Genomic DNA, 4092 nt, shown 5'->3' with positions numbered 1-4092 from the left:
GCCGTCTGAACGAGGCACAGATCCAGCGCTTCATCCAGGGCGTCACGTCGGGCGCCGTGACGGAGGGCCAGATCGCCGCCTTCTGCATGGCGGTGCTTTTTCGCGGCATGGACCTGGACGAGCGGGTTGCCCTGACGCTCGCCATGACCCGGTCCGGCACCGTCCTGGACTGGAAGCCGCTCGGCCTCCCCGGCCCGATCCTCGACAAGCATTCGACAGGCGGAGTGGGCGACAAGGTCAGCCTGATCCTGGCCCCTGCCATCGCCGCCTGCGGCGGCTTCGTGCCGATGATCTCGGGCCGGGGACTCGGCCATACCGGCGGCACGCTGGACAAGCTCGACAGCATTCCCGGCTACGACTCCCTCCCCGACCGCGCCACCCTGGAACGGGTGATCCGCGACGCGGGCTGCGCCATCATCGGCGCCACAGACGCCTTCGCTCCCGCCGACAAGCGCGTCTACGCCGTCCGGGACATCACTGCCACGGTCGAGTCGCTGGACCTCATCACGGCCTCGATCCTGTCCAAGAAGCTGGCCGCCGGCCTGGACGCGCTGGTGATGGACGTAAAGTTCGGCTCCGGCGCGTTCATGGCGAAGTTCGACGACGCCGTGGCCCTGGCCGAGAGCATCGTCACCGTCGCGACCGGAGCCGGCATGCCGACCGTGGCCCTGCTGACCGACATGAACGAGGTGCTGGGCCGCACCGCGGGCAACGCGCTGGAAGTCCGCGAATCGATCGACCTGCTGACCGGCGCCGGCCACGACCCGCGCCTCTACGAGGTCACCGCCGCCCTCAGCGCCGAGTTGCTGGTCCTCCGCGGCCTCTGCCCCGACACGGCAGCCGCCCGCACCCGCTTCGACGAGGCGATCTCCAGCGGAGCCGCCGCCGAACGCTTCGGCCGCATGGTGTCGGCGCTTGGCGGTCCGGCCGACCTGATGGAGAACCCTGATCGCTACCTAGCATCCGCTCCGGTCGTGCGCGAAGTCCACGCCGACGCGTCCGGCTCCATCGCGGCCATCGACACCCGCGCGCTCGGCGTCGCCGTGGTGGCGCTGGGCGGCGGGCGCTCCCGCGTGCAGGACCCGATCGACCCGGCGGTAGGCCTCTCCGCCGTCGCCGGCCTGGGCGCCGCCGCCGGCCCCCGGGGCAGTCCGCAGTCCGGTCCCCTGGCCATCGTCCACGCCCGCAGCGAGGACGAAGCGGAAGCCGCCGCCGACGCGGTCCGCGCCGCCTTCACCATCGGCGCTTCCGCGCCGGTCCCCACCTCCCCCGTGGCCCGCCGCCTCGCTCACTGAGTTCCAGTTGCCATAGTGCCCACTCAATCGGAAAGTCTTCGCGGCATCGGTTTCCTGGTATCCGCACTGGTCCTGTTCTCGGTCATGGACGTGCTGATAAAGCTGCTGTCCGCCGACTACGGCACCTTCCAGATCGTCTTCTTCCGCTCGGCCCTGGCCCTGCTGCCGATCGGCGTCCTGGTCATGCGTTCCGGCGGTGCCCGCGCGATCCGGACCGCCCGCCCCGGCGGCCATGTCCTGCGCTCCCTGATCGGAACGGCGGCACTGCTGTGCTTCTTCTATTCCTACAAGTACATGCCGCTGGCCGACGTCTACGCGATCCACTTCGCCGGTCCGCTGTTCCTCACGGCCCTGTCCGGCCCGATGCTGGGCGAACCGGTCGGCTGGCGGCGCTGGAGCGCCGTCGGCGTCGGATTTATCGGCGTCGTCGTCATGATCCAGCCCGGCGCCGGCGTCTTTTCGCCGATAGCGCTGATCCCGCTGGTCGGCGCCGTCTTCTACGCCTTCGCCATGATCTTCGTGCGCAAGCTGAGCCGGACGGAAACGAATGCCGCAATCGTCTTCTACTTCACCCTGACCGGGCTGGGAGTAGGCTTCATCGGCATGCTGCCGGACTGGAAGACGCCCGACATGGCGGGTCTCGCCCTGCTGATCTCCGTCGGCCTGCTGGGCGGCTGCGCCCAGATTCTGATGACGCAGGCCTTCCGGTCGGCGCCCGCCGCAACCCTGGCGCCGTTCGAGTACACGGCCATGATCTGGGCCGTCCTGTTCGGCTACCTGGTCTTCTCCGACTTGCCCACCGCGCCGATCGTCACCGGCGCCCTGATAGTGGCGGCCAGCGGTCTCTATATTCTCCACCGGGAGACGCGCCGGCCGCCCCGGCCCGTCACGGATGCGACCGCAAAGGCCACGATGCCATGACCTTGACCGCCGCCTGTATCCCGAAGGTCGAACTGCACGTCCACCTGGAAGGCACCGCCACGCCGGAACTGGTGCGCTCGCTGGCGGCGCGGCACGGGATGGCGCTGCCGCCCGATCTGTTCGACGCCCGGGGTGAGTTCGCCTGGACCGATTTCCTGCATTTCCTGAAGGTCTACGACGATGCCGCCGCCGTCATCCGGACCGACCGGGACTACCGCGACGTCACCTACGACTATCTCCGCCGCTGCGCCGCCGAGGGCGCCGTCTACGTCGAGGTCATGTCGTCGCCCGACCATGCGGCCCAGGCCGGCCTGTCCTTCCAGGGACATCTCGACGGGATCGTCCAGGGGATGGAGGACGCCGAGGCCGATTTCGGCATCCAGGCCCGCCTGATCGTCACCTGCGTCCGCCATTTCGGCGTCGAGCGCGGGCTGGAAGTCGCCAGGGCCTGCACCCGCCACCGTCATCCGCTGCTGACCGGCTTCGGCATGGGCGGCGACGAAAACCACCTGCGCGCCGCCGACTTCGCCGAAGTCTTCGCCGTCGCGCACCAGGAGGCGGGCCTGGCCTGCACCGTCCACGCCGGAGAAGCCGCCGGCCCGGAAAGCATCCGCGACGCGCTGGACAACCTGCCGGTCCGCCGGATCGGCCACGGCGTCCGCGCCATCGAGGACGCCGGCCTCGTCAGCCGCATCGCCGAGGAAGGCATCGTGCTGGAGGTCTGCCCGACCAGCAATATCCGCACTGCGGTCTATCCCGACTACGCCGCCCACCCGCTCGACCGGCTGCGCGCCGCCGGCTGCGCCGTTACCCTGAACAGCGACGACCCGCCCTATTTCGGAACGTCCATCGGGCATGAGTACGGCGTGGCGAAACGGCATTTCGGCTGGTCCGACGACGATCTCCTGGCCGTGACCGCCGTCGGACTTGAAGCGGCCTTCACCGACGCGCGGCGGCCCTTGCGGCAAAGCCCCTGAGCCGCAGCACCTGTTTCAGACGTGTTCGGACGCGGCGGCCGCGGCCGAGGCTTCGGTGCGGGCATGCTCCGCGCTCTTCATGCCGTTGAAGAAGGCGTTGAGCGCCACCGAGACGATCGCGGCGAGCAGGATGCCGGATTCCAGCAGCGGGTGCAGGGCGTGCGGCAGGTTCTTGAAGAAGTTCGGCGAGACCAGCGGGATCATGCCGAAGCCGATCGAGATCGCCACGATGAACAGGTTGTTGGCATTGTTGCGGAAGTCCACCGCCGTCAGGATGCGGGCACCCGTGGCCGCCACCATGCCGAACATCACGAGGCCGGCTCCCCCTAAGACCACCTGGGGCACGGCTTCGACCAGGGCCGCCATCTTGGGGATCAGGCCCAGCGCCAGCATGATGACGCCGCCCGCGACCGTTACCCAGCGCGACCGGACGCCGGTGACGCCGACCAGCCCGACATTCTGCGAGACCGAGGTATAGGGGAAGGTGTTGAAGATGCCGCCGAGCAGCGTGCCGACGCCGTCGGCGCGGAGACCGCGCGTCAGCGCGTCCTGATCGACCCGCTTGCCGGTGATGTCGCCCAGCGCCAGGAACATGCCCAGCGATTCGATCATGACCACCATCATCACGATGCACATCGTCGCGATCGGAACCAGATGGAACTGCGGCATGCCGAAATGGAACGGCAGAATGATGTCGACCCAGGGCGCCGTGCCGACCTTATGGAAGTTCATCAGGCCCAGCGCCGCCGCCAGCACCGAACCGGCGACGATGCCGAGCAGCACCGCGATGTTGGCGAGGAAGCCCTTGCCCCATTTGATCAGCGCCAGGATGAAAAGCAGCACGAACAGGGCGATGCCGAGGCCGGTGACCTGCCCGTAATTGGGGTTGGGGAAGGCCG

4 protein-coding genes are annotated in these 4092 nt (G+C 68.9%); 3 read left to right on the top strand and 1 reads right to left on the bottom strand.

Going from position 1 to position 4092, the window contains the following annotated elements; all coding sequences use genetic code 11:
* Window positions 1-5 precede the first annotated feature (5 nt).
* From deoA to add, 3 genes are read left to right on the top strand one after another with little or no spacing between them, the layout of a single operon-like run.
* On the top strand, window positions 6-1295 hold the full coding sequence (gene deoA / locus AC5JJ6_RS02100; protein WP_496040456.1) for a thymidine phosphorylase: 1290 nt from the start codon (window positions 6-8) through the stop codon (window positions 1293-1295).
* Between the two features lie 15 nt (window positions 1296-1310).
* A complete protein-coding gene (locus tag AC5JJ6_RS02095; RefSeq protein ID WP_496040455.1) occupies window positions 1311-2216 on the top strand; it encodes a DMT family transporter in 906 nt (301 codons plus the stop codon).
* The gene (gene add, locus AC5JJ6_RS02090; RefSeq protein ID WP_496040454.1) at window positions 2213-3193 is read left to right on the top strand and encodes an adenosine deaminase; all 981 of its coding nucleotides are present in this window, start codon (window positions 2213-2215) and stop codon (window positions 3191-3193) included. Before AC5JJ6_RS02095 ends, add begins: the two co-directional genes overlap by 4 nt.
* A 15-nt stretch (window positions 3194-3208) precedes the next feature.
* On the opposite strand, the gene AC5JJ6_RS02085 is transcribed toward add, so the two are convergent.
* Window positions 3209-4092 (bottom strand): solute carrier family 23 protein (locus tag AC5JJ6_RS02085; protein WP_496040453.1); only part of this gene is annotated, 884 nt, incomplete at its 5' end.

It is taken from the genome of Skermanella sp., from assembly GCF_059503625.1.
Note: the sequence above shows the minus strand (reverse complement) of the source record. Positions and strands in the feature narration are given on the sequence as shown.